At 68.4% G+C, this 24575-nt stretch carries 29 protein-coding genes and 1 pseudogene; 19 read left to right on the plus strand and 11 right to left on the minus strand.

Features of this window, described 5'->3' with window-relative positions; genetic code table 11:
• Positions 1-4: 4 nt before the first annotated feature.
• The 5 genes from ACFC06_RS00795 to ACFC06_RS00815 all read left to right on the plus strand — a co-directional run bounded on the left by ACFC06_RS00795 (position 5) and on the right by ACFC06_RS00815 (position 3211).
• Entirely contained in the window at positions 5-439 is a 435-nt protein-coding gene (locus tag ACFC06_RS00795; RefSeq protein ID WP_375935114.1) for a MarR family winged helix-turn-helix transcriptional regulator, read from the plus strand.
• Positions 436-813 (plus strand): DUF5313 family protein, encoded by a 378-nt coding sequence (locus tag ACFC06_RS00800; protein WP_375926134.1) that lies wholly within the window; start codon positions 436-438, stop codon positions 811-813. Before ACFC06_RS00795 ends, ACFC06_RS00800 begins: the two co-directional genes overlap by 4 nt.
• A 95-nt stretch (positions 814-908) precedes the next feature.
• Entirely contained in the window at positions 909-1715 is an 807-nt protein-coding gene (locus ACFC06_RS00805) for an aldolase (protein WP_375926137.1), read from the plus strand.
• The gene (locus ACFC06_RS00810; RefSeq protein WP_375926139.1) at positions 1712-2587 is read left to right on the plus strand and encodes a dihydrodipicolinate synthase family protein; all 876 of its coding nucleotides are present in this window, start codon (positions 1712-1714) and stop codon (positions 2585-2587) included. The genes ACFC06_RS00805 and ACFC06_RS00810 overlap by 4 nt, the downstream gene beginning before the upstream one ends.
• A 96-nt stretch (positions 2588-2683) precedes the next feature.
• Complete coding sequence (locus tag ACFC06_RS00815; protein ID WP_375926142.1) at positions 2684-3211, plus strand: helix-turn-helix domain-containing protein; 528 nt, start codon at positions 2684-2686, stop codon at positions 3209-3211.
• A 117-nt stretch (positions 3212-3328) separates the two neighbouring features.
• Here the strand turns inward: ACFC06_RS00815 and ACFC06_RS00820 are convergent, their stop codons facing one another.
• The gene (locus tag ACFC06_RS00820) at positions 3329-3697 is read right to left on the minus strand and encodes a VOC family protein (RefSeq protein WP_375926145.1); all 369 of its coding nucleotides are present in this window, start codon (positions 3695-3697) and stop codon (positions 3329-3331) included.
• A 288-nt stretch (positions 3698-3985) separates the two neighbouring features.
• Between ACFC06_RS00820 and ACFC06_RS00825 the strand changes: the two genes are divergently transcribed.
• Both ACFC06_RS00825 and ACFC06_RS00830 read left to right on the plus strand, forming a co-directional pair.
• Positions 3986-4375: a hypothetical protein gene (locus ACFC06_RS00825; RefSeq protein WP_375926148.1), complete on the plus strand. Its 390-nt coding sequence runs from the start codon at positions 3986-3988 to the stop codon at positions 4373-4375.
• 167 nt (positions 4376-4542) lie between these two features.
• Positions 4543-5037, plus strand: coding sequence for a hypothetical protein (locus ACFC06_RS00830; RefSeq protein ID WP_375926151.1), 495 nt, complete (start codon positions 4543-4545; stop codon positions 5035-5037).
• Between the two features lie 31 nt (positions 5038-5068).
• Here ACFC06_RS00830 and ACFC06_RS00835 read toward each other — a convergent pair whose 3' ends face one another.
• Positions 5069-5563, minus strand: a complete 495-nt coding sequence (locus ACFC06_RS00835) for an RNA polymerase sigma factor (RefSeq protein ID WP_375926154.1) — start codon at positions 5561-5563, stop codon at positions 5069-5071.
• Between the two features lie 85 nt (positions 5564-5648).
• Between ACFC06_RS00835 and ACFC06_RS00840 the strand changes: the two genes are divergently transcribed.
• The 3 genes from ACFC06_RS00840 (at position 5649) to ACFC06_RS00850 (ending at position 7083) form a co-directional block, all read left to right on the plus strand.
• On the plus strand, positions 5649-5972 hold the full coding sequence (locus tag ACFC06_RS00840; protein ID WP_375926157.1) for a hypothetical protein: 324 nt from the start codon (positions 5649-5651) through the stop codon (positions 5970-5972).
• A gap of 150 nt (positions 5973-6122) precedes the next feature.
• The gene (locus tag ACFC06_RS00845) at positions 6123-6527 is read left to right on the plus strand and encodes a hypothetical protein (protein WP_375926159.1); all 405 of its coding nucleotides are present in this window, start codon (positions 6123-6125) and stop codon (positions 6525-6527) included.
• A gap of 88 nt (positions 6528-6615) precedes the next feature.
• Entirely contained in the window at positions 6616-7083 is a 468-nt protein-coding gene (locus ACFC06_RS00850; RefSeq protein ID WP_375926161.1) for a nuclear transport factor 2 family protein, read from the plus strand.
• A 134-nt stretch (positions 7084-7217) separates the two neighbouring features.
• On the opposite strand, the gene ACFC06_RS00855 is transcribed toward ACFC06_RS00850, so the two are convergent.
• Positions 7218-7385 (minus strand): DUF4236 domain-containing protein, encoded by a 168-nt coding sequence (locus tag ACFC06_RS00855; RefSeq protein ID WP_375926164.1) that lies wholly within the window; start codon positions 7383-7385, stop codon positions 7218-7220.
• 306 nt (positions 7386-7691) lie between these two features.
• On the opposite strand from ACFC06_RS00855, the gene ACFC06_RS00860 reads away from it, so the two are divergent.
• Positions 7692-8222: an STAS domain-containing protein gene (locus tag ACFC06_RS00860; RefSeq protein WP_375926167.1), complete on the plus strand. Its 531-nt coding sequence runs from the start codon at positions 7692-7694 to the stop codon at positions 8220-8222.
• Between the two features lie 221 nt (positions 8223-8443).
• Positions 8444-9130 carry an ANTAR domain-containing protein gene (locus tag ACFC06_RS00865; protein ID WP_375926170.1) on the plus strand — a complete coding sequence of 229 codons (687 nt, stop codon included), beginning with the start codon at positions 8444-8446 and terminating at the stop codon, positions 9128-9130.
• A 19-nt stretch (positions 9131-9149) separates the two neighbouring features.
• On the opposite strand, the gene gdhA is transcribed toward ACFC06_RS00865, so the two are convergent.
• A complete protein-coding gene (gdhA, locus tag ACFC06_RS00870; RefSeq protein WP_375926173.1) occupies positions 9150-10499 on the minus strand; it encodes an NADP-specific glutamate dehydrogenase in 1350 nt (449 codons plus the stop codon).
• 74 nt (positions 10500-10573) lie between these two features.
• Positions 10574-11329 (minus strand): AraC family transcriptional regulator, encoded by a 756-nt coding sequence (locus ACFC06_RS00875; RefSeq protein WP_375926176.1) that lies wholly within the window; start codon positions 11327-11329, stop codon positions 10574-10576.
• 128 nt (positions 11330-11457) lie between these two features.
• Here ACFC06_RS00875 and ACFC06_RS00880 point away from each other — a divergent pair.
• Positions 11458-12117, plus strand: a pseudogene (locus ACFC06_RS00880) (ABC transporter ATP-binding protein); the annotation flags it as partial.
• Positions 12118-12194: 77 nt separating this feature from the next.
• On the plus strand, positions 12195-13769 hold the full coding sequence (locus tag ACFC06_RS00885) for an ABC transporter permease (protein WP_375926179.1): 1575 nt from the start codon (positions 12195-12197) through the stop codon (positions 13767-13769).
• Positions 13770-13782: 13 nt separating this feature from the next.
• Here the strand turns inward: ACFC06_RS00885 and ACFC06_RS00890 are convergent, their stop codons facing one another.
• On the minus strand, positions 13783-15090 hold the full coding sequence (locus ACFC06_RS00890) for a diaminopimelate decarboxylase family protein (RefSeq protein WP_375926182.1): 1308 nt from the start codon (positions 15088-15090) through the stop codon (positions 13783-13785).
• A 224-nt stretch (positions 15091-15314) separates the two neighbouring features.
• Positions 15315-16442 (minus strand): hypothetical protein, encoded by a 1128-nt coding sequence (locus tag ACFC06_RS00895; RefSeq protein ID WP_375926185.1) that lies wholly within the window; start codon positions 16440-16442, stop codon positions 15315-15317.
• Positions 16443-16646: 204 nt separating this feature from the next.
• Between ACFC06_RS00895 and ACFC06_RS00900 the strand changes: the two genes are divergently transcribed.
• On the plus strand, positions 16647-17645 hold the full coding sequence (locus ACFC06_RS00900) for a hypothetical protein (RefSeq protein ID WP_375926188.1): 999 nt from the start codon (positions 16647-16649) through the stop codon (positions 17643-17645).
• A complete protein-coding gene (locus ACFC06_RS00905) occupies positions 17642-18028 on the plus strand; it encodes a hypothetical protein (protein WP_375926190.1) in 387 nt (128 codons plus the stop codon). The genes ACFC06_RS00900 and ACFC06_RS00905 overlap by 4 nt, the downstream gene beginning before the upstream one ends.
• Positions 18029-18056: 28 nt before the next feature.
• Here the strand turns inward: ACFC06_RS00905 and ACFC06_RS00910 are convergent, their stop codons facing one another.
• The 4 genes from ACFC06_RS00910 to ACFC06_RS00925 all read right to left on the minus strand — a co-directional run bounded on the left by ACFC06_RS00910 (position 18057) and on the right by ACFC06_RS00925 (position 21052).
• On the minus strand, positions 18057-18269 hold the full coding sequence (locus ACFC06_RS00910; protein ID WP_375926193.1) for a hypothetical protein: 213 nt from the start codon (positions 18267-18269) through the stop codon (positions 18057-18059).
• 116 nt (positions 18270-18385) lie between these two features.
• Complete coding sequence (locus ACFC06_RS00915; RefSeq protein WP_375926196.1) at positions 18386-18907, minus strand: hypothetical protein; 522 nt, start codon at positions 18905-18907, stop codon at positions 18386-18388.
• A gap of 43 nt (positions 18908-18950) precedes the next feature.
• Complete coding sequence (locus tag ACFC06_RS00920; protein WP_375926198.1) at positions 18951-20630, minus strand: esterase/lipase family protein; 1680 nt, start codon at positions 20628-20630, stop codon at positions 18951-18953.
• A complete protein-coding gene (locus ACFC06_RS00925) occupies positions 20630-21052 on the minus strand; it encodes a hypothetical protein (protein WP_375926200.1) in 423 nt (140 codons plus the stop codon). Before ACFC06_RS00925 ends, ACFC06_RS00920 begins: the two co-directional genes overlap by 1 nt.
• Positions 21053-21163: 111 nt before the next feature.
• On the opposite strand from ACFC06_RS00925, the gene ACFC06_RS00930 reads away from it, so the two are divergent.
• From ACFC06_RS00930 to ACFC06_RS00940, 3 genes are read left to right on the plus strand one after another with little or no spacing between them, the layout of a single operon-like run.
• Positions 21164-21580 (plus strand): hypothetical protein, encoded by a 417-nt coding sequence (locus ACFC06_RS00930; protein WP_375926203.1) that lies wholly within the window; start codon positions 21164-21166, stop codon positions 21578-21580.
• Positions 21581-21633: 53 nt separating this feature from the next.
• The gene (locus tag ACFC06_RS00935; protein ID WP_375926206.1) at positions 21634-23808 is read left to right on the plus strand and encodes an ATP-binding protein; all 2175 of its coding nucleotides are present in this window, start codon (positions 21634-21636) and stop codon (positions 23806-23808) included.
• Positions 23809-23862: 54 nt separating this feature from the next.
• Positions 23863-24534 carry a LuxR C-terminal-related transcriptional regulator gene (locus ACFC06_RS00940; protein ID WP_375926210.1) on the plus strand — a complete coding sequence of 224 codons (672 nt, stop codon included), beginning with the start codon at positions 23863-23865 and terminating at the stop codon, positions 24532-24534.
• Positions 24535-24575: the final 41 nt, after the last annotated feature.

Raw genomic sequence — 24575 nt, forward strand, 5'->3', positions numbered from 1 at the left:
GCGGCTGGACCGGCAGGTGTGCTTCGCGCTGGCGGTGGCCAATCGCTCGGTGCTCGCGGTGTACCGGCCGCTGCTCGACCCGCTGGGGCTCACGCATCCGCAGTATCTGGTGATGCTCGCGCTGTGGGGTGAGGCGCCGATGTCGGTGAAGGCGGTCGCCGAGGCGATCCAGCTGGACTCGGCCACCCTCTCGCCCCTGCTGAAACGGCTCGAGACGGCCGGGCTCATCACCCGTCGCCGCGATCCGGGCGACGAACGCAGCCTGCTCATCGACCTCACCGCCGAAGGCTGCGCACTGCGCGCCGACGCCGAGCGGATTCCGCCTGCGGTGGTCGAACGGCTCGGGGTGAGCCTGGCGGATCTGGAAGAACTGCGCGACGTGCTCGGCCGGGTGAACACGGCCGCCCGTCGCGCGAGCGAGACAAGGGAGACATCATGACCGCCTCGAAACCCGGTGCCTGGCAGCGGATCCGCTACATCTTCGGCGGCACCCTGCCCCCGTCGATGTCGGACTGGGTGCTCGTGGACCTGACCGGCCCCGGCGCGACCCGCCGCTACCTGATGCGGTTCCTGCTGCCCGTCCTGCCGGTGCTGTGCCTGTTCCTGCTGACTCCGGGCCCGCTGTGGATCGGCCTGTCGATGATGGCACTGCTGTATCTGCCGCTGGTGTATTTCACCGTCGCACTGGTCTACGTCTACCGCCGTCATCGCCTGGTCAGCCACGGTTTCGATCCCGAGCTCGCCCGGGCCGCCGAACGTCGCCGCGCCGACGCCGACCGGATCGCCTACGAGAGCAGACATCAGCGCGGCTGACCGATCCGCGAACCGGCGGTGACACAACATTGACTAAATGACACAAAGTGTCCTACGGTGCAGGTGTTCACATCACCTGCACCGGAGGACTCTTCGTGACCGATACTCTCGATCAACCCAAAGCGGCACTGATGGATCGTGCGCGGTCCGCCATGGCCGAACAGTTCGGCGATTCGGGCTGGTCCACGCGACAGAAGCTGGCGCTGACCTGCCGTGCGCTCTTCGACGCGGGCCATGATTCCGGGCTGGCCGGGCAGATCACCGCCCGCGCCGAAGAACCGGGCACCTACTACACCCAGCGCCTGGGCCTCGGCTTCGACGAGATCACCGAGGACAACCTGCTCCTGGTGAACGAAGACCTCGAGGTACTCGACGGCACCGGAATGGCCAACCCCGCCAACCGTTTCCACAGCTGGATCTACCGCGCCCGGCCGGATGTGCGGTGCATCGTCCACACGCACCCCTTCCATGTCGCCGCGCTGTCGATGCTGGAAGTGCCACTCGTCGTGTCGCAGATGGATCTCGCCCCGCTCTACGACGACTGCGCGTTCCTGCCGGACTGGCCCGGTGTCCCCGTCGGCAACGAGGAGGGACGCATCATCAGCGCCGCGCTCGGCGACAAGAAGGCCATCCTGCTGGCCCATCACGGCCATGTCGTGGCCGGTGCCAGTGTCGAGGAAGCCTGTTCGCTGGCCGTCCTCATCGAACGCGCGGCCGCATTGCAGCTGGCGGCGATGGCCGCGGGCACCATCGCGCCCCTGTCGGACCGGCTCGCGCGCGAAGCCCACGACTGGACGCTGACACCGCGGCGCAGCCAGGCCAACTTCGCCTACTACGCCCGCCGCGCGCTGCGCCGCCACCCCGACGCCCTCACCTCCGCCGCGGACAGGATCGACCGTTGACCACCATCGAAGGCGTCATCGCCTACCCCGTCACCCCGTTCACCGCCGCCGACACCGTCAACACCGCCGGCCTCGCCGCACTGGTCGACCGCCTCGTCACCGCGGGCGCGCACGCGATCGCCCCGCTGGGCAGCACCGGCGAGTCGGCGTATCTGACCGAGGCCGAGTACGACACCGTCGTCGAGACGACCATCGGCGCCGTCGCGGGCCGGGTCCCGGTCGTCGTCGGGGCCTCCGACCTGACGACGGCCGCCACCATCAGCCGGGCCCGCCGCGCGCAACGCGCGGGCGCGGACGCCGTGATGATCCTGCCGGTCTCCTACTGGAAACTCAGCGAACGCGAGATCGTCGAGCACTACCGCGGTATCGGCGAGGCCGTCGGCCTGCCGATCATGGTCTACAACAACCCCGCGACCAGCGGGATCGACATGTCACCGCGCCTGCTGGTGTCGATGTTCGAAACGATCCCCGCCGTGCGGATGGTCAAGGAATCCACCGGCGACCTCGCCCGGATGCTGGCCCTGCGCGACTACAGCGGCGGCGAACTGCCCTACTACAACGGCAGCAATCCGCTGGTGCTCGACGCGTTGCGCAACGGCGCCTCCGGCTGGTGCACCGCCGCACCGTGCCTGGCTCCACGACAGTGCCTCGACCTCTACGACGCCGTCCGCGCCGGGGACATCGAGACCGCCGACAGCGTCTACGCCGGCCTCCGCCCGTTGCTCGAGTTCATCGTCGCCGGTGGGCTGCCCGCCACCGTCAAAGCAGGTCTCGGCATTCTCGGCCACGACCTCGGCGACCCACGCCGACCGCTGCTGCCGCCGACCCGTGACAGCCGGTCCCAGCTGGAGGGCATTCTCGCCGGGCTGTGAGCCCGCGCGCTCGGCCCGGCGGGTGCGGTGCGGGCCGTGTGATCCAATGGGTTCCGCGAAGGAGCGAGTCGTTCGCGGGAGTGGCCGGAGGTAGCCGTGGCGTCATTGGTTCGTGCAGTGCGCAAGCAGCGCGGCCTGACCCTCGATGACCTCGCCGCGCGCACCGGCCTGACCAAGAGCTACCTGTCCAAGGTCGAACGCGGACGCAGCACCCCTTCCATCGCGGTCGCGATCAAGGTTGCGGCCGCGTTGGAGGTGGAGGTCGGTCAGCTCTTCGCCGCCGACTCCGAATCGCAGAACTTCGTCCTGGACCGGGCACCGCGAGACGGTGACGAACCCGAGCATCTGCGTGTCCTCGCCGCGCAGATGCTCGGCAAGAGCATGGAACCGTTCGTCCTCGACCCGCGCCGCAGCGACGCCGACCTGGACCACTCCGAGCATCCCGGCCAGGAACTGGTCTACGTGCTGGCAGGTTCGATCGACCTGCACTACGGCGACCAGGTCGCCACGATGGAGCAGGGCGACAGCGCCTACTTCGATTCGGCGGTGGCACACCGTATCCGGGCCCGCGGCCGGGCGAAGGCGCAGGTACTCGTCGTCGTGCACAACCAGCCCGGCGGCTGATCGCCGCACCGGTGTCCGCTCGGACCGGCACCTGCCTGATCCAGCTGCCGCCGTCGGCCTCGGGCGACCCCGCGCAGGGCTGCAACACCTGAGCTGTTGCCGTCGGCCGGGGTGGGATCAGCTGGTCGGCGCGACCACGCAGAATTCGTTGCCCTGCGGATCCTGGAGGACCGTCCAGGCGAAGCCCGGCAGCGAATGCTCGCCGAGGACAACGGCTCCCAATGCCGTCAGCCGCGCGACTTCCTCGGCTCGGGCCGTCGTCTGGACATCGAGGTGCACGCGGTTCTTGGTCACCTTGTGCTCGGGAACCTGTTGGAATGCCAGGTAGCGCCCCTCGCCGAAGCCGACGCCGGGCGGCGCGATCATCACGTAGCCGTCGTCATCGGCCAGGGTGACGTACCCCAGCGCGGATCTCCAGAATTCGGCGAGCGCGCCCGGATCGTTGCTGTCGATGGTGATGCCCGCCAGGGCGATGGTGTCCGTCACGGTCTTGACGTTAGAGCAGGGCGCGGGGGTTGAGGAGCATCGGCGCGGAATGCTCCGCTAGCGGCCTCCAGAGCTCTCCGCGAGCCGACAACCGAGCTGTACCGCACATAGTTTCGCGAGTCGACCACGTGCCGGTTGTCCCAGCTCGGCCGCCGCATTTCCGCACATACCGTGCGCGGCGGCGCACCGTCGGAGCTCGTCCGGAGCGCGGCCTGATGAGCCCCGAACGGCAGAGTTCCTTCTCGGCGCGAGGGAGAACAAGCGCCGGGCGAGGGGTCTGGCACAGTCATGACCGACGACTACCGCGAGTTCGGCACGGAGCTGGGGGCGCTGTACCTCGTCGCCGACGGGGACCAGCACAAGGTGATCCTGCGACAGCTCTTCGCCGGTGCCGCGCACCGCGAGCACCCGGTCGCGGCCGCGCTCGCCGTGTGGCACGGGGGACTGGCCTCCTACCCGCTGCCCGATGGGCACCGCCTCGCCTGCCGGTCAGACCCGGCACGAACTGACCGCCCCCCGTCGCCGCCTCGGGATCGAGTCGTCCGGCCCGGACCCGGCGGCCGCGTTCTCGCGATCTGCCGCTCCCACCGGTCCGGCCGCGACCGGGCCGGCCAGGCGATCCTGTCCGCAGACCGCTTGGCCGACCGCGACCACTACCTTCTGGTCGACCGGAAGTGACCCGGATGCCGATCGCACTGGAACGACGACTACTTCGGTTGCCCGCGCCCATCGACGCACGGCGTGGTGACCGGAAACGCGCCCGAACCGGGCTATCCTGTCGAGTCGACAGCGCTGCTGACCGCGGGCCGGATCGGCAAGAGCCGGGGCATGGGATCGTAGTCGCCATGCCCTTGCCCACGTTCGGCGCCGACGATCTGCTGGTGTGGCGGCTCGGCCGCACTGTCTCCGGGATCGGCGTCATCGACAGCCCGGGTGCAGGGATCGACCCGCCGGCGGTGTGGGTCGATGCGATCACCGCGGTCGCGTCCGACCTGCGTGTGCTGCGCTACGGCCGCGCCATCGACCCGGACCGGCTGGTGTGGGAACTGGCGATTACCGGGGACGACACGATCGTGATCGGATGGGGCGCAACAGGACCCGTCGGCGGGTTCCGGGTGGGCGAGGGCATGCCGGCCGCCTCGTCGGCGACCACGGCCGTGATCGCGGTCGCCGACATCGCCCAGACCGAGCTGGGTGGCTACGAGTTCGTGCAATGGCCGTGTCGGGGTGGTCGCGTGCTGCGGGCCCGCGATGTCGGCGGGGTAGCGGTGTGGCTCGACCCGCGCACCGCCCGGGTGATCGCTCCGGTGGGTGAGCTGCGCGCCGACGCCAGCTGGTAGTCGGCGCGCAGCACTCGTTGCCGAGCGGAGCTCATAGTTGTATGGGTTCACCACCAGATCGGTGCGGCCGGACATCGAGTTCGTCGGCGATCCGGATCCGCGCGCGTTGCAGCAGCTTTCGCACGGTGGCGGCGTTCATTCGCAGTTCCTCGGCGGTCATCGCGATTGTGTGGCCCGCGATGACGCGCGACATGATCTCGCGCTGGCGCAGCAGCAGGACCCGCTGGGCGGTTTCCTCCGCGACCAGCCCTTCGTGCCCTTCGGCCGCAGTCGGATTGCTGACGTCGGCGAGGTAGTCGACCGGCATCTCGACGACATGGCGTGCGCCACGGCGCTGCTCACGACGCCGGTCCAGCCAGGAATAGCGCACCGAGGCGAATGCGACCGCGACCAACTCGTCGCGCGAGAGGACACGGAAGCGTTCCCACCCGTGGAGCAGACGGATCATCGCGTGTTTCGGCTCGCTCTGTTCGTTGGCAGTCCCAGAACACGAAAACGACAATCTTTCTTCTGCGACTCGCCTCACATGCCCCGAGCATGTCGATAGCTCTTTCGACGTTCAGCCATCTATTTCCTTGTCCGCCAACTGCTTGCCTTGTTACCGTCCGGCAGTGAGCCTCACTGATCTCAGTGCCCGATTCCGCGATGATGCTCAGCGTCGGCGAACCCAGCGGGTGATTGAGAAACGACTGGCAGACGACCGGAACCAGGACGAATGCCGCTACCTGATGCGGTTCGTCTGGCAGCTCCACATGCGCTACTGCGAGGTGACCGAACAGAATCTCCAGGAATACGTCGGCGCGGACAAGCTCAAAGCCATCGAAGCGCTGGTCGAGGCTGCCCGGCGATCACCGGAATCGATCGACGCGTGGATTGATTCGATCGAGCAGATCTTTCCCGTCGTTCATGATCGAAGCTACGAGACGTTCGGCTAGTCACGGACCCGAGGCTCGAAACCGGATGACTGCCGAGTACACGCCGCCAAGAGAAGTTTTCGGACCCGGCTGCCGATCGGAGATCACGTGACTCGGATGAATTATGTTGGCAGTGAATATAATTCGGTCCGGTGTGCCAGAATCCCCCGCGTGATGACTTACAGAATCGCGGCGAGCGTGTCCCTCATCGCCGCCGCATGTGTGTTCGTGCCCGGCACCGCTGGTGCCGAGCCCTACCAGCCGCCGGAGCTGGCGTTCGCCGCCCAAGGCGCGGATTCGATCGTCGCGACGATCACCAACCCGAACGCGTCGGGGTTGTGCTGGGCGGTGATCGACCTCGACGGGTCCGTGCACGAATTCACCGAACACGACCCCGCCGGCTCCGCGGGACCTGGCAGTACCGTCCGCCCGGTCCGCTCGGGACTCGCGCCGGGCCGATACCGGCTCAGCGGATTCTGCGGCACCTCCCACACCTCGCCCGGCCAGGTCAGAGGCGCCGACTACTTCGTGGAAGTCCCGGCGGCCATGCCCTCGACCGGATCCTTCGGCTCCTGACACAGACTGCGGTCCGGGCGCCTGGCATCGATCCGGTCTCAGGCGGTCGGCGCGATCGCTACCGTCGGCACGGACGAGAGGAAATTTCATGTCCGCCGAACAGTTCGTCGCGAACTTCATCGACTTCTGGGACAGGCCGTCGGTAGCCCGGATACCCGAGATCCTGCACCCCGACGTGGTTCTGACACAGCCGCTTTCGCCGCCCATGTACGGAATCGTCGCGGCGCAACGGGAGTTCGCCCAGATCTGGCGCCTGCTCCCCGACCTGCGCGCCGAGATCGACCGATGGCGCGGCGACGACGACATCGTCTTCATCGAATTCCGCCTGTTCGCGCACATCGGCCGCCACCGGATCGAATGGCCGAACATCGACCGCATGATTCTGCGCGACGGCAAGGCCATCCAGCGCATGAACTACTTCGACCCGCTCCCGATCCTCCCGATCGTGGCCCGGCACCCGTCGATGTGGTGGCGCTGGTACACCTCGGGCGCTGCCCGTCCCTGGCGCACCGGCCACCGCATCACCGACTACCGAACCCTCACTGAGGGTCTCTGACCGTGATCGCGTCCACCGGAACAGGTTCAGGACGGCGAAATCGAGCCGCCTGCCTGGTCGCGGTGTGTCGGCGACATGCTCAGCGTGTGGGCCACGGAATGGGCGGCCGGACGCCGGGCGGTCCGGTCACCCCGTCAGCGCTGGCGCCAGCTCAGGGGGCCGGGGAGATCGACGGCGTTCTTCCTGGTGCGGGAGTTCCAGCTCCACGGGCCGATCTTGATGCCCCACGAGGTCAGGCCCGACTGGGTGAAATTGAATGTCAACGGGCCGAGGGACTTGCGCTGGCGGAAGCGGATGGGCATGAAGATCCTCCCTGGAAATCACTGTCCAGCGTAGCCGATCGGATTGCCCCACAAGCAGTCCCGATCATCGCCGGTGACTCCGGCGCCGGTGACCGGTGCAGCGGATCGGCTACCCCGCAGCCACTCGGGCCGGTGATCCGCAATTGTGCGAAAACATGGTTCTGACCAGCGGATATGGTGGCGGATTGGTCACAGTGGCGGCGCGATCGCCGAGAGTGTGATGGAATGGGTGACCGGCGGTTGTTGAGGCTTACAGCAGTGGTCGGGCGGTAGCTGGTCTGCCGGTACCGAGGAAACGAGTACTCGATGTACACCACCACCCGCAATCCACGACGTCTGCCTGATGTCGTCGCCGTCGACCTCGCCGACGCGTCGCTGCGCGTGCACGCCCGCACCACCTACTGCGGCGGTGTCGCGGTCCTGCAGGTGCACGGACCGATCGACGCCTACACCCTGGCCCGGTTCCGCCGCCTGCTCGTCTCGGCGATCGGCGCGCGCGGACACGAGAACGACCGTCACCTGATCGTCGACCTCACCGGCGTCGAATTCCTTTCGCTGCGTGCCGTTCTCGCGCTGGCCGAGCTCGCCAGGCACGCCCATCGGCGGCGCGTGGTGATCAGTGTGGTCGACGCGAAACCCTATGGAACGGTCGGCCGTGTCGTCGAGGTCGCCGGCCTGACCGAGTTCCTCGCGGTCCATCCCGAACTCGACAGGGCTGTGGCGGCCACCGGCACCGGCCTGCCGCGTCCGCGCGAGATCATCGTGCGGCACGGGACGGCCCGGCCGCGGCCCCGGCGACGACAACGGTTGCGATCCGTCCCGATCACCCGTCGCTGAGGTCGGCCGCCACCGGGCCGGACTTCCGGAGCAATCGAGAACCGTATGCCGCAGCAGTCCGAACATTCGTCGACCTCCTCCGACGACGATTCGATCGTGTCGTGGCCCGACCCCAGCCCCTTGCAGTCGTGGTGGGACCAGGTCGTGCACGGCCATGTCATCCCGCCGCGGAGCCGTCGCGACGGCGGGCAGTCGAGGTCGTCCGCGGGCTAGTCTCGGGTATGACCGATCGATCGGAGACCTCCGACACCGAGCGCGCACTCGTCGAGAAAGTGGTCGGGGTGGGCGACCCGCGTGCGGTCGGGCGGTTCCGGTACCGGTTCGGGTCGCGGGAGTGGGAGTGGTCCGACGAGGTGGCGGCGATGCACGGGTATCCGCCGGGGACGGTGCCCACCACCGAGCTGCTGTTGTCGCACAAACATCCCGACGACCGCGACCGGGTCGAGGCGACGATCACCTCGGTCGAGGACGGCAATGCCTTCTCCAGCAGGCACCGGATCGTGGACACCGCCGGTCAGGTGCACGAGGTGCTCGTCGTCTCGGATCTGATGGTCGACGACGACGGGTCGGTGATCGGCACCGAGGGCTATTACGTCGACGTCACCGAGACGGTGGACGAGTACCGCCGTGCGGTGATCGACGACGTACTGCCCGCGCTGGTGGAGGCGAGGGTCCTGATCGAGCAGGCCAAGGGGGCGCTGATGCTGGCCTACGGGGTCAACGCCGACCAGGCATTCCGGGTGCTGCGCTGGCGTTCGCAGGAGACCAATGTGAAGTTGCGGACGATCGCCGAGCGGGTGGTCGCCGCCCTGCCACGGATCTCTGGCGACGAGGCGAAGCTGCGGACCCGGCTCGATCACGTCCTGCTCACCGCGCACACCCCGCCCGCCTCGGACCAGCCGGAATAGGAGCCGATCGCCGCGGTGCTCAGATGACGCCGAGCGCCAGCATCGCGTCCGCCACCTGGATGAAACCGCCGATATTGGCACCGGCCACATAGTTGCCCGGCACGCCGTATTCGTCGGCGGTGGCCAGGCAGCGGTAGTGGATGCCGCGCATGATCTCGGCCAGGCGCTCCTCGGTGTGTTCGAAGCTCCACGAATCGCGGGAGGCGTTCTGCTGCATCTCCAGCGCGCTGGTCGCCACGCCGCCCGCGTTGGCGGCCTTGCCGGGCGCGAAGATCACGCCCGCCTCACCGAAGAGCCGCACCGCCTCCGGCGTGCACGGCATATTGGCGCCCTCGGCGACGATGTGGCAGCCGTTGGCGATGAGCTTGCCCGCGGCGGCACCGTCGAGTTCGTTCTGGGTCGCGCACGGCAGCGCGATATCGCAGGGCACCTCCCACAGCGAACCGCCCGGCACGAAACGCGCGAGAGCGGGCCGGGCGGCGGCGTAGTCGGCGATCCGGCCGCGCTGGACCTCTTTGATCTCCTTGAGCAGTTCCAGGTCGATGCCCTGCTCGTCGACGACGTAACCGCTCGAATCCGAGCACGCCGCCACGGTCCCGCCGAGCTCGTGGACCTTCTCGATCGCGTAGATGGCGACATTGCCCGAGCCCGACACCACCACCCGCTGACCCTCCAGCGATCGGCCCGCCGCGCCCAGGATCTCCGCGACGAAGAAGACCACGCCGTAGCCGGTGGCCTCCCGGCGCACCTGCGAACCGCCCCAGGTCAGACCCTTGCCGGTGAGCACGCCCGACTCGTAGCGGTTGGTGATGCGCTTGTACTGGCCGAACAGGTAGCCGATCTCGCGGCCACCCACGCCGGTGTCACCGGCCGGGACGTCGGTGTGCTCGCCGAGATGCCGGTAGAGCTCGGTCATGAACGCCTGACAGAACCGCATCACCTCACCCTCCGAGCGGCCCTTCGGATCGAAATCCGACCCGCCCTTACCGCCACCGATGGGCAGGCCGGTCAGCGAGTTCTTGAAGATCTGCTCGAAGCCCAGGAACTTCACGATGCCCAGATACACCGAGGGATGGAAACGCAGCCCGCCCTTGTACGGGCCGAGCGCGGAGTTGAACTCCACCCGGAAACCGCGATTGAGCTGCACGGCGCCGGAGTCGTCGACCCACGGCACCCGGAAGATGATCTGGCGTTCGGGCTCGCACAACCGGCGGATGACCGCCGCGTCGGCGTAGTGCGGGTGCTTGGCGACCACGGGGGCGAGACTGTCGAGGACCTCGCGCACCGCCTGGTGGAACTCGGTCTCACCGGGGTTGCGGCGCAACACCTCGTCGTAGATGTCGCTCAGCTTCGCGTCCAGGACAGCCACCCGCGGACTCCTTCGTCGTCGTCGTTACCTCACACGCTAGCCGCATCGACGGTGAGGTCGGGTCATACGTCCGATCATCCCAGGTCGGCGCGTAGCTGCCGGTGGCGGACGAGCGCGCTGGGCGCGACGCCGGTCATCTCCCGGCAGACCCGGGTGGCGTGGGCGCTGTCGGTGAAGCCCGCGGCATGTGCCGCGTCGGTGATGGTGCGCCCGGCCCCGACCTCGCCCAGCGCGTGGATCAGCCTGGCCCAGCGCACGGTGGCGGGGAAACCGGCGCCCGTTTCGGCGGCGAAAAGCCTGCTCAGGCTGCTCTGCGAGAGGGCGACCGCGGCGGCGAGGTCGCGCAGATACAGCTTGCGGGGGAGCAGGGCGCCCAGCAGATCGAAGGCGTGCCGGAGCTTGGGCGGGATCGCCTCGGGGGCGGGTGTGCGGCCGCGCAGCGCGGTCAGGACCGATTCGGTCATGGCCTCCAGCGACAGGTCGTCATCGAAAGTGGTCCGTGTGGCGGCTTCGGCGGCGGCGCTCCAGCCTGCGGGGCCCTCGCCCGCGAGGCCAGTCAGTCGCCGGGCGTCCGCCGTGGCGGGGTGCAGGTAGATCGAGAGCGCGCGGGTGGTGTCGTCGACGGGCGCGAGCGCGTGGCGCACACCGCTCGGGATCAGCACCGCCCGGCAGGTCCGCCTGTCGCGGCCGTCGGAGGCCACGAACTCGCCCGTCAGCGCCACGGTCACCTGCACCGCGGGGTGGTGGTGCGGTTGCGTCGAGCCGAAACGCCCGGCCACCACGAGCCGACCGGGCCCGAGGTGCCAGTCGCCGATCCATTCACCGGTCACGTAGTTAGGTTAACCTAATTCTCGCCCTTTTCGGTTCGCTGAGCTGTTCCCGCGGATGCGCGATTCATACAAGCACGCAACGGGTTCCGCGACACACACTCGCTTCGAGAACGAACGAGGAGGATGTGATGTCGCTGATCATCGAGGTCGAGTCGCTGGTGAAACGCTACGGAAAGACCGTGGCGCTGCGCGGCCTGAACCTGCGGGTCGGGCCGGGAGAAGTGCACGGGTTCCTCGGCCCGAACGGGGCGGGAAAGACCACGACCATCCGGACGCTGCTCGGATTGCTGCGCCACGACAGCGGTGACGTGCGCGTGTTCGGGCGCGACCCCCATCGCGACGCCATGGACATCCACGCGCGGCTGGCCTATGTGCCCGGCGATGTGAACCTGTGGCCCGCGCTCACCGGCGGCGAGGTGATCGACGTGCTGACCGGGCTTCGCGGTGGCGTCGATCCGGTTCGGCGCCGCGAACTGATCGAACGATTCGAGCTCGATCCGAACCGCAAATGCTCCACCTACTCCAAGGGCAACCGGCAGAAGGTCGCGCTCGTCGCCGCCTTCGCCGCCGACGTGGAACTGCTCGTCCTCGACGAACCCACCAGCGGCCTGGACCCACTGATGGAACGCCGATTCACCGAGTCCGTGCGCGAGGCCACCGACCGCGGCCGCACGGTGCTGCTGTCGAGCCACATCCTGTCCGAGGTCGACAAGCTCTGCGAACGCGTCACGATCGTCCGCTCCGGCGCCACGGTCGAATCGGTGAGTCTCACGCAGCTGCGATCGCTGGCCGGCGGCGACGCCGTGGAACTCGAAGAGCTCTTCATGCGCCACTACGCCACCGCGGCGACCGGTGGGGTGCGCCGATGACCGGGATCGCGACCGCGCTGAAGCTGGGGATGCGCCTCAACCACCGCGGCCTTGCGGCGGCGATCCTGGCCGTGATCGCCTGCATGTATGCCGGTGCCCGCGGGATCGGCGCGCTGTACCCGACCGCGCGGGACCGCACCGCCTATGCCTCGATCGCGGCGGATCTGACCTCGCAGAAGGCATTGCAGGGACCCGGCGTCGGTCTCACCACCACCGGCGGGATCGCGGTCTTCGAGGTGGGCTGGTATCTCACGATCGCGGTCGCGCTGATCAATATCGTCGTCGTGATCCGCAATACCCGGGCGCAGGAAGCCGCGGGACGGCTCGAACTGCTGCGGGCGGGACGCTTCGGCGTGCACGCCAACTCCGTCTCGGTGATGGTGCTCGCGGCCGGTGCCGACATGCTGCTCGGTCTCGGCGTGGCCGCGGCGCTCGCGGCCGCGGGTGCCGGCGGTTCCGGTGCGATCGCGTTCGGGGTCGCGACGGCGGCCATCGGCATCGTGTTCGCGGCACTGGCCCTGGTGGCCGGGCAGGTGACCGAGCACGCCAGAGGCGCGTATGGCATCGCCTGTGGCGCACTGGCGGTGGCCTATGTGGTGCGCGCCTGGGGTGACGTCGCCGATGCCGAGGTGATGCGGCTGGTCTCGCCGCTGGGCGCGGCGCAGGCCGTGCACCCGTTCGGCCAGACCCGATGGTGGCCGGTGCTCGTCTGTGCCGGGGTGGCGGTGGCCGCGCTGGCGGGTGCGCTGCTGCTCGAACGCATGCGCGACTACGACGCGGGGCTGCTGCGTCCGTCGACCGGCGCGGCCACCGCGGGTCGGTTCACCCGGACGATCCCGGGACTGATCATCCGCAACGCACGCGCCACCACCGCGATCTGGGCGGCGAGCGCGGCCGGGCTCGGCATCGGATTCGGTGCCGCGGCCCGCGATGTCGGCGAGGTGGCCGCAGGCACGCAAGGCATGTTGAACCTGCTGGCGGGATTCAATGTGAATGTCCTGGACGGATTCCTGGCGATGTCGGTGCTGCTGCTGACGGTGGCCGCGGGAGGTGCTGTCATCGCCCATGTCTCGGCGTTGCGCACCGAAGAACTCGCCGGACGCGCCGATCTGCTCCTGTCCGGCACGGTGCGGAAATGGCGGCTGGCCGCCACCCACATCACCGTCTCGGTGACGATCGGTGGCGCGTTGCTGGTGGCCGTCGGGGCCGGGCTGGGCGTCAGCCACGGGCTCCGGAGCAGTGATCCGGGACAGGTGGTCCGCCTGCTGGTCGCCTCGCTCGCGCAACTGCCCGCCGTGGTGTTCTTCGCCGGTGTGACGATGGCGGTCGTCGGTCTGGTGCCGCGACTGGGGTGGTTGCCGTGGGTCGTCCTGGCCGGTTCGGCGGTGGTGTCGGTCCTCGGGCCGTCGATGAAACTGTCGGCGACGGTCATGAATTCGTCGGTGTTCGACCATGTTCCGCGCCTGCCGGGTGTGCCCGTGGACATCGTCGCGCCGCTCTCGGTGCTCGCCGTCGGTGTGCTTCTCGCGGTCGCCGGGGTAGTCGGATTCACGCGGCGCGACCTGGACTGAACCGGTCGCCTCGTCAGTACGCGACGTCGCGGACCAGCAGGTCGGCGATGGTTTCGCGGCGCACGATCCGGCGGGACCGGCCATCGCGCAGGGCGACGATCGGCGGACGGGTGACGCCGTACTGGGCCGGGCTGTGCTGGTGGGCGCCGGTGCACGGGACGGCGAGAACTTCGCCCGGATGCAGGTCCGCGGGCAACCGCACATCGTCGGCCACCACACCGCCGCCCCGGCCGAGGACGGTCACGACCATCCGCGGACCACAGGTGTGCCGGTTCGCGACCACCGCGTCGTGCCCCGGCCGGGTGGTGCGGCCGCAATGCTCGCTCGCGGCGCCGTCGACGGTGACGAACACGCGCCCGTCGTCACCGTGTTCGACCGACACCACGCGGTACACGGTGACACCGGCGCGCGCCACGATCGCCCGGCCCGGTTCCATGACGATCCGCGGCCGGGGAAAACGGTGCCTGACACACGCCGCGTCGAGCGCGTCGTCGAGGATGTCGGCCAGCTCGTACAGGTTCATCTCCGCGTCGCCGCCCCGGGAGGCGACCGCGTGACCACCGCCGAGATCGAGTTCGGTCATCAGATGCCCGTGCTCGCGGCGCACCCGCGCCATCTCGGCGACCATGCGCCGGATCGCCTCCCCGTAGTGGTCGGGATCGTGGATCTGCGACCCGAGATGACAGTGCAGACCCGACACCCGCAGCCGCGGCTGCGTCAGCGCCCGTGCGATGGCCTCGGCGCACGACGTGCCCGCGAGCGGGAAACCTGAAGGCACGACAGGGCGGACCTCGATGCCCGGCGAAACCCGCAACAACACCGGCTGGGGTGCGCGCGAGGCGTCCACCACGGCCCCGAGCGAGCCGATCTCGGCGAGTGAACCGACAACGATCCGGCCGACCCCCGCGCCGATGGCCGTCACCAGATCCTCCCGCGTCTTGCCCGTGCCGTGCACGAGGATCCGGGCCGGATCGACGCCCGCCGCCAGCACGGTGGCGAGCTCACCGGCCGAACCCACCCCCACCGACAGACCCTCCTCGGCGACCCACCGCACCACCGCACCTGTCATCAGCGCCGCCCCCGCGTACACGATCTCCGCCTCCGGAAACCGCTCCCGATATGCCCGGCAACGCCCCCGCACCTCCGCCTCGTCGACCACACACACCGGCGTCCCGTACTGATCGGCCACATCGGCCAGCCCCACCCCGGCCACCGTCACCCGCCCGTGGTCGTCGTAGTGGGTCTCCACCGGCCACAGCGCGGAATCGAGCCGCGGCACCCCTACCGAGCGCAGCGAAGGAAAAAGGTCGAGCAGCGTCACATCGTTCTCCTGCGAACCCCTCGCTTTCTCCCTCTGCGAGGCCCACCCCACGACTACGCCGCCCGACCACCCCCGACCCCACCCCGAACACGATCCTGACACCCACACCCCTGCTTCCTGACCGATTCTTGACACCCGTTCCCCTCCCTCCGGATCTCGGCTGCTCGTGTCGTGATCCGGAGGGAGGGGCGATACGCAGATGCCTCCGGACTCCTCCGGAGGCATCAGGGGATGGAACGTCTATCGGCCGCTACGGCCCGGTGAGAACGATGGATGACAGATAGTGAATGGAAAACTGTCCAGTAGCCCGCTAGCTCTAGTGCGAGGCTGCCGAAGGTCAGACAGGCCATGGGCACCGCCCAGAGCAAGACCCATGGAGGGGCGTCGCCGACCACGAACGATGCCGCGAATCCGACCGACAGCGCACAGGTCAGGGCCGTGCTGATCCACGTGCCGACTTGTCGGAGACTCCTGCGCCAACGACTGCGACCGGCCGGACCGCGGGCCGGTAGAGGCGGTGATTCCCCGGACGACAGCTCGGGTCTGGCCGTTCTCGCTCCGCATTCGGGCTCGGCGAGAACCGTAGGGAGAGGGCAGTGCGGGTCGCCGCAGGACATTTCGCCGCAATAGTAGATCTGCTGAAGCTGTTCCCATACCGCCTCCTCGTCCTCATCGGTGGAGGCGGACAGTCCGGAATCATCGAATTCGCGGTCGGGTGAATCCCCTTGCCATACCGCAGGATCGATCGATGCGAACGGCCCTGTACTCAGATCGATACAGATGCCCGTTCCTTCCTCGGCCTGCGGCCCGGCCTCGTCACCGGGATAGCCGGCGGCTCGCTCCAGCAGATCGTGCAGTGATGCCTCGTCCTCGACTTCGCGATTCAGCGACAAGGCTTGGGCGAGAGCGCCGGCGGCCACGGACTCGATGAACTCGAAGAGTTCCTTCCCTCTGTCCGGTGGTAGATCGTCGGCACACTGATAGAGCATGTTCGCCTCCGCGACCAAGAACATGCTGACCGAAGCGAAGAGGTCGATGACGGTACGTTTCGCTGTCGGCTCATCGTCGATTGTCAAGTTCGCGACGCGCGTTCGGACCGGGTCGAGGTCGGTGTCGAGCAATTCGGTGTGCTCGACACCGAACAACTCCACCATCAGAATCAAGAGCCTGTCGGACGGGGCGTTGTCGGGTAGATCGACATCGACACCGTCTCGAGACAGCTCCACAAGCTTCCGATGAGCCTCTTCCAATCGGAGCACCACGATGATCAGGACGGAGTGGATACTCGTCCTGACCACGGTGGCGAGATCGCGGTCCAAACGGCCGTACCTGGCGAGAATCTGATCGGACACGCCACAACTCTCCGGCATTCGTGATGGCGGCACAATGCGCGTTACATGAAAGGTTATGAAATCGGTGGCGGCACATGAACGTATACATGAACGGGCCGGGGTTGCATGAGCCGATTCCTGAATCCTTCAGTGTGGGTGCATGAATCGCACACGCATTCGCACGAGTTGTTGACGGCTCCGCCCAATTCTCGGAGAATTCGGGCCATGAGCCTTAGCGATCCTCACAACGGCGCCGGCGAACCCGGAGCCCCTGATGGGGCGGAGTTGTACGGTACAGGGCCGTGGGCAGTGATCGAATCAGCAGGTCCGCTGGCGCACGAGCTGGCCGTACGCGCGGCTGCTCAGTGTGAGGAGCGAGGCGTTCGTTACGAGGTCCTCGGTATCGACAAGTTGAGCAGCGAGGACGTCGGCGTCTTCCACGGCCTGGTCGTCACGCTGCCCGACCATATCGCCACCCCTGCTGACGTCGCGCAGAAGCTCGAGGCCGTCCGCGCCATGCGTACCTACCGTGCTATCCGTCGCGAAGGTATCGAAGCTGTCTCCAGCCGTCGTCTACCCGAGTACAAGGCCGGAGTCCTTCAGGTCGCCGGGCGGTCCCCGGTTCTGAACCAGTACCAGTTCAAGCAACTGTCGAGATCAGTGTGCCGCGAGCACCGGATCGACACGGAGTCCGCCCTGGAAGGGGTGGACTTCTTTGCGATGTACGTTCCCGGATCCACGATCGATCTCCTGCGGTCCCAGGCCCAGCGGCACCAGGACAGCGCCTGGAAGATGCTGTTGCGCTGGGGCATTCTCGACGTCGAAGCGGTACTCGCGGTGCGTCAGGTCTTCGAGGAGTGCATCCTGCACTACGAGGACCCGCGGTACAAGGCACTGTTCCGCCCGATCGTGGGCAAGGGGATGAACCGGCTCCAGTTCATCCTCACCGACCCCCGCTTCCACGGACCCGCCGAGCCCGGCGCTTACAAGAAGTGGATGGAGAACGGGGCTCGCGTGGGCCGTTACGTTCTCGACCAGCTCGGCGATCTCGATCCTTCCATCACCCGGCCCGGACGGGCCGCGCGCGGGTTGCAGGACGAGCTGTATCGCCTGTACACCACGATCGACACCCTGGTCAGGACGCCGGAGTTCCGGGCGTTGCTGCCCTCGGCCCAGCTGCCGACCGAAGAGGGCCCACCGCCTGCCGCCACTGTTCATGAATGACAAAAGCATTCACCGCTGCGTTCATGCTTGCTGTCCATTGCGTGAACGCGGAACAGTTGAATGAATGTTTTCGTGATTCAGGAAACTGCCGCATGATTGATGTTGGGAATCTCGACAATGGTGATGCGGTGCGGTTTGTTGGTGGCATGGCACAGGAAAACAGCGACCGTACGCCGGGCGGCCGCGAGGATTCGAGCAGAACATCTGCGCCGGCTCCGACCGTAGGTGAGTCCGACCGCCTGGTGCGGGAATTCGAGGCAGTATGCCGCCGGCAACGGAACCGCGCATTCGCTGCCGGGCTGGCCGGGGGATCTCTCGGCCGGCTTCTCGGCAGGTCGGCCGAGAAGCTGCTAGACACACTCGGTTGGTTCGGACTGGGCTGAGGTAGGACGCCCAGCCGAGTGTCAGCGTCTACAGCAAGGGGCGGTGGCCGCGTTGGATGTTGTCGAGCATGGAGACGACGGTGTCGTGGCGCCGGAGGAGTTCTCGGTCGGCGCGGGTTCGTTCGAGGCCGGTGGAGGTGGCCGTGTGCTGGATGCCGGACAGTTCTGTCCGGAGGTTTTCCGACATGGTCTGGATGGTGGTGTCGAGGTCGGTCAGGCGTCGGTCGAGTTGTGTGGACATCGTGTTGATGGCCGAGGCGAGCGAGTGGAAACCGGCGACGAGCAGTCGGTTGGTCTTGCGCTGTTCGAAGATGGTGGCGTAGTGGAAGTTCCGCTGGGCCGTGCGTACGGAGGTGGTCAGGCGCTCGGTGAGGTGGGTGTAGACCGGGAGTGCGCGGAAACTGTGGGGGCGTAGGCATTCTCGTCGTAGTCGATGCCTGCCCGATCCAGCGCGGCCTCGGCATCGCGCAGGTGGGTGGGCAGGCGTTCGAAGGCGGTCAGCGCGGAGGACACGCGGTCGTCGAGCCGCCGGTCGAGCTCCTGTCGGCGTTGTATCCGGCGGTCTCGGTCACGGAGTTCTTCGGCGTGGGCGGCTTCGGTTTCGGCGAGGTGGGATCCGACGTGGCGTGCCACGATGCGGACGATGTAGAGGGTGATGCCGGCGACGAAAAGCACTGTCGCCCAGTTCGATGCGGCATCGGCCCAGCCTGTGAAGCGGGAATGGTTCTTCGAGGGGCGGTAGAGATCGGAGCCGGAGCTGAGCCACGCGGCTATCGTGCAGATCAGCCAGGCCAGCAGTGAGGCGGCCGTGAGCAGCAGGGAGCCGACCGCGAGCACCCCCGCGCGGTGACCTGTTCGGCGGACTTCTTCGGCGCGCATGCGGTTTCCTTCCGATGGTGGAATGTCGATCGACTGACGGGAGTCAGCGCAAGCCGACGAAGTACGCCTCTGTGATGCGGCGGGTTTCCAGATCCCCTGCGGTACCGCCTACTTCGACCAGCCACCCCTCGGCCGTCTCCCGGTATCCGGGTCCCGGTCCGCGGCTCCAGATCGCCCGGAATCCGGGGCCACCCGGGCAGAAATAGTGGCCGGCGAGAGCCGGAGTGGCGGCGCGAACCGGCCAGGAACCACCGACCCGGATTCGGCACCGCGTGCCGTCGTCCAGGACGACCGCGACCGGCACCGGTTCGGCCGGAGCGACAACGCCGCGCGGTGGCGCGCCGGCCGAGGGGCCGCGCACCACCGTCGCGGCGAACGGATCACCCAGGCAGGTCACCTCGTAGCCGGCGACCACGCAGGCGTTCGCCCCAGACGCGTCCGGCGCGCAATGGTAGATGCCGTCCTCGACCGACACCGCCGACGCACGACTGGTTCCGCAGTCGATCGGTCCGGTCTCGCGACGGTCGACCGACCATTCCGAGCCGACCCCGCCGTCGGCGGCGAACGGTCGCAGCGTGACGATCTTCGGTGCCTTCTCCAGCAGGTCGACCTGGGCGCGCAACGCGTCGGCCAGCGCGTCCATCGCGCCGGGGTGGTACACGAGTGGATTGTGTCCGCACGGAAGTCGCGTGGCGACGCTCAGCAGCGTCGCGGCCCGCGCCGGCCACAGTTCATCGGATTCGCTGCCGAAATCCATCAGCGCGTCGTTCACACGGACCGCCTGAGCGATGGCACGAAGTGCCAGCTCCTTGGCCAGGCCGCCGCCCCGCAGGTGATCCGGCGCCACCTCGGTGTCGTGTCGGCAGGTGATGGTGCGCACCGATCCGTTCGGGGCCGGTGCCTGCTCACCGGGCGGTCCGGAGCCGGGCAGATATCCGGTCGCCGAGTAGATTCCGACCTGTCCGTCGCCGCGGATGTCGAGATCGTGCAACGGTTCGCCGAGCAGAGTCCGGTGCAGCACAGTGTTTCCCGCGATCTGGCTCACCGGAACGCGCTGGGGTGCATACGGTGGGTACGCACAGCCCTCGGGGAGCCGGCGCTCCCCGTCGTGGCGTGCCAGACAGCGCGCCGCGTGTGATCGCGGGTTCTGCACGAGTCCGGGAAGTCGTCCGGCGAGGAGCTCGTCTCCGGACTGCCATATCGCGGCGGCCGCGGAGCCGCCCCACGCGGAGCCGAGATGTGGCGTGGCGATCGTGACGATTCCGGCCAGCACCGAACCCGCGGCGGGAGAGCTACCGTAGTCCGCGCTCGAGGCGAACCGGGCGGCCAAGCCGCCCATCGAATGGCCGACCACGAAGATCTTCCCCGCCCCACCGATGTCCTGGTGCGCACGGGATACGCGACGCAGGTACTGCGCCAGACAGCCCGCGATCCGAGGCGAGGCCGCCCACTCGGAATCGGCCGCGGAGTAGTCGAACGACATCAGGTCGAAGGTGTCCGGCACCCGTTCTTCGATCATCGTCGCGGTGACCGGCCATTGGTCGTCGTTCCCGAGCCAGCCGTGCACGAAGACCAGCGGATGCCGGTCCTTGCGCAGCCGGGCGATCTGGTCGGACTGGTCCGAGCTGTCGCACTCCGGCGCCGCGAACACGGCCGGGGGAGCGTGCACCGCCGACCCGAGCAGGATCGCCAGCGCGAGCACCGCGGTCAGCGTTCTGGGCATCACCGCGGCACCGGGTGACTGGTCGCGAGCTGCCAGGAGCCGTCCCGGAGAACCAACACCATCAGCCAGGACGCGGTGTCGGGTCCGGACGTGCGGATGACGACCGCCGCGGAATCGGCACCGAGATACCGGACCCCGGCCAGGTCGAACTCCCACGGCGCCGAAGCCGCCAGGGCCGAGAGGGTCTCCGGCGGTGCGACGACACCCTCCGGCAGCAGGATCGACGACGGCGAACCGGCCATCAGATCGGCATTGATCCGGTCGGCCACCACTCGATCCAGCGGTGGCACACCGTCGGGAGCCGAGCTCGCGCCGAGATCATCGAGGGGACCGGGCGTTCGCTCCGCCGCGCAGCCGGCGGTCGAGACGACTGCGACGGCGACGACCGCGGCTGCCGCGAACCGTTCCTGCCACATACTCATGACCCCATGCTCGGGTGTCACCGCGCGCGGCGGTATCTGTCGAACGACGGAACGATGCTGTCGGTCGACCGGCGGATATCCCGGCGCGCCGAATCCGCACAGGATGATTCCATGCGAACGACGATATGGACCTCGATCATCACCGCGGGCGCCCTGGGCATCCCGCTGCTGACCGCACCCGCCGCGCAGGCCGCGGTCCCGTTGCAGACGGCGACGGGCACCAACAGCCTGACCTTCACCTTCGTCAACAACGACAACGACATCACCACCTGCGAGGCCTATGCGGCCGGGCCGGTCTCCTTCCGCACCCCCGCGACCCGCGTGCCCGCCCGCAGCACCGCCTCGGTGGGGTTCGTGGACGTGCCCGCGGGCAACTACGTGATCAACTGGTCGTGCCGGGGATTCGAGCAGGGCAAGCGGACGGTGACCGTTTCCGGCGCGGCGCTGACCGGGTCGGTCCCGCGTCAGGGTTCCGCGCCGTCGACGCCGGGTACCGGAGTGGGGACGGGGTCGGCCGGGTCGTCCTGAGCCCGAGGCCGGTCCGGCGGACAAACAGTGTGCCGGTGCGGACAATGTCGATCATGACCATCACCGAACCGCTGACGGCGGCCACGGTTCGGGCCCGGGTCGACCGGATCGCGGCGACGATCCTGTGGGGCATCGAGATATCGGTCGCGGTCGTCTACCTCACGCAGCGCACGGGGATCGCCGGCACGGGCGTGCATGTGGCGCTGCTGCTGTGGGCGCTGGCCGGGTGGTGGCGCGGGCGGTGGCGTCCGGAGTGGGAACTGGGCGTCGTCGCGGCCTATCTGCTGTGTACTCCCTTGCTCGTCGACGGACCCGAATTCACCCACGCGGCAAGCCCGATGCTGGCGGTGGCCGGTACGGCCGTGGTGTCGTTCGCGATGGCACGGCCGCTGCGCTGGTCGGCGGCGGCGACGATCCTGGTCATGGCCGCGTGGGCGATCGGCGCCTCGTTCGTGCCCGGTGTCGAGAGTCCGTGGATGATCTTCAGCCTCGATTTCCTGATCGTGGAATGGGCCGCCACCAGTGCGTTGCGGGCGCTGGTGTTGCGCGCGGCGGCGTTGACCGACAATGCGGTCAGCGAACTGGCCGCCGCCAGAGTCGAGACCGAAGTGGCCGAGGCCCGCGCCGCCGCCGAGGCCGAACAATGGGCGACACTGCACGACACGGCGGCCTCCACGCTGGCGATGCTCGGTCAGGGCGCGGTCATCGGCCCCGACCGGCTCACCGAACAGCTGCGTCGCGACCTGCGCGCCGTCGAACGGGGCACCGGCCTGCTCAGCGGCGGCGATCTCGCGGGGCAACTGCGCCACCAAGCGAAATGGGTGCTGACACCGGTCCTTTTCACCGGCCGCGTGACCGCGCCGCCGGACCCCGAGGTGCAGCAGGCCGTCGTCGCCGCGGTGGGGGAGGCGCTGACCAATGTGGACAGGCACGCCGAGGCCGACAGCGTCGTCGTCGAACTCGGTGACGGTCACGTGCGAGTGCGCGACGACGGCATCGGCTTCGACATCGATGATCCGGCAGTCCTGACCGGGCGCTACGGCGTGCGTCATTCGATCCGCCGGCGGCTCATGCGAGTCGGTGCCGAGGTCGAGGTGAGTTCCCGGCAGGGGTCCGGCACGACCATCGACATCCGCTGGGGCACCCGGACGGCGGCACCGGTCAGAGCCGATGCCGACCTCGCTCTGCGGTTGCTCCGCGGGTACGGCTACGGGCTGGTTCTCATCGCGGTCCTGGTCACAGCCTTGCAGGGCCACACCGCACTCGCCGCCGCGCACCCGGTGGGGCAGGCCGCGATCATCGCCGGGGCCATGACGGCCACGCTGCTGGCGTTCGCCGACATCCGGTTCGGATTGCCCGAGCCGGTGTGGTGGAGTACGGCGATCGCTGTCGTCGTACTCGGATCCCTGCAGGGGTTGCTGCTGGACACCGCCGATCTGTCGACGAGCAGGAACTGGGCGGTCGCCGCGCTGGGCTGGCAGTTGGCGGCGCTGTCGGTGACCCGCGGCAGCCGGCGAGGTTTCGTCCTGCTCGCGGTTCTGTGGGGCGCGGGCCTGGTGACGACCGCGGCGGGCACGGGCATCTGGTCCTCGTCCCTGCTGTACACCGTGATCAGCGTGACCGTCATCCAGGCCGTCGCCATCGGGTTCAGCGACTTCCTGCGCTTCGCCGTCGCCCGGACCGGGCAGATCAGCGCCGAACTCACCGACCTGCGGATCCGCACCGGGGCCAACGACGCTGTGCAGCAGGATCGCCGCGAGCGGTACCAGCGATTCTCGGCCGGTCTGCTGCCGTTGCTGCGGCGGCTCGCCGAGCATCCCGAGATCGCGAGCGACCCGACGACACGGGCGCACTGCCTGCTGGAATCGGTGCGGCTGCGCCGTCTGTTCGGCACCGACGAACCCCGCGGCAATCTCCTCCTCGATGAACTCGCACCGCCCGTGGCGACCGCCGAATCACGCGGTGTGGCAGTGCAGATGCTCGTCGCAGGCACGATTCCCGAGCTCGATCCCGCAGAACGCACCAGAGTGCTGACGGTGCCGATAATCTTGCTCGCAGGAGCTCGTACCCACGCCAGAATCGTGGTCACCGCCGCACCCGCACAGTCGACCCTGAGCATCACCTGCGACTGTGACGGAGCAGTGTGTCGCGCCGCCGAGAGTGTGGCGCCGGACGGCACGGTGGTTTCCGTCGGCGAATCGGTATGGGCGACAGTCGCGTTGACCTGAACCGACCGGTCGACGCCGCCCGAGCGAAGGACTGCGCGTGATCGAGGTGACGGTGTGACCGACAGCGGCAACGAGCCCGTGACGGTGGCGGTCGTCGACGATCACGCCGTCGTGCACGCCGGCATCGCCGGCTGGTGTGCCACCGCGGACCCACCGATCCGGTTGCTCGGCAACTACACCGATCCCACGCAGTTCCTCGCCGATCCCGCCGTCGGTCCCGGCACGGTCTCGGCCGTCGTCCTCGACCTCCAGTTCGGGGAGCACACCGCCGACCTGTCCGCGGCCGCGGCGCTGGTCGGGAAAGGCTTCCGGGTGGTGATCTTCTCCCAGCACACCCGTGGCGACATCGTGCTGGACTGCCTGGACCTCGGTGCCGTCACCTACCTGTCGAAACTCGAGGGGCAGGACCATCTGGTGGCCGCGCTGCACGCCGCGTGCGCCGATCGCCCCTATCTCAGTCCCACGATGGCGCAGGCGATGACGCAGGATCGGCGGCCCAGCAGGCCGGTGTTGTCCCCACGCGAACGCGAAGTGCTGCTCGCGTGGTTCCAGACCGAGTCCAAAGCCCTTGTCGGACAGCGGCTGTTCATCAGTCCGGGCACGGTCAACACACATCTGGAACGGATCCGCACCAAGTACGCCCATGTCGGGCGACCCGCGTCGACCAAGGCGGCCCTGGTCGCCCGGGCGATCCAGGACGGCCTGGTCGATCCCAACGACCTCTGAGCGGAATCGGCGGCGAGGCGACTCTCGCGCACAGGTCGCAT

The organism is Nocardia sp. NPDC056064 (genome assembly GCF_042266925.1).
Classification (GTDB): Bacteria; Actinomycetota; Actinomycetes; order Mycobacteriales; family Mycobacteriaceae; genus Nocardia.